At 51.9% G+C, this 295-nt stretch carries 1 pseudogene; it reads right to left on the minus strand.

Annotated features, from left to right (window positions below):
* Window positions 1–295, minus strand: a pseudogene (locus Q4563_RS18875) (sodium:proton antiporter); the annotation flags it as partial.

Below are 295 nucleotides of genomic sequence, written 5' to 3' on the forward strand. Positions count from 1 at the left end.
TCACCGTACAGATGCGCCACCAGAAACATCACTGCCAGACCCGTCAGAAAGCTCAGTACCGGCGGAATATCAAACAGCACATTACCGGCAATGGTGGAGAGAATGGTAAACAGGAAAATAATCGCAATGGCGGAGTCGACCCTTTGCAGTACATGGGTATTGCGCTGAATGATGGCAGTATCGGTGAGTGGAGCAGACAGTATGGTGGCGAGTAACAAGACAGCCAGCAGCGAGGGCATCGACAGCAACAGCAGGTTGGTGATCGAGACCTTGCCTTCAAGGAAAATCATCAGGG

The sequence above is a fragment of the Gilvimarinus sp. 1_MG-2023 genome, from assembly GCF_030548285.1.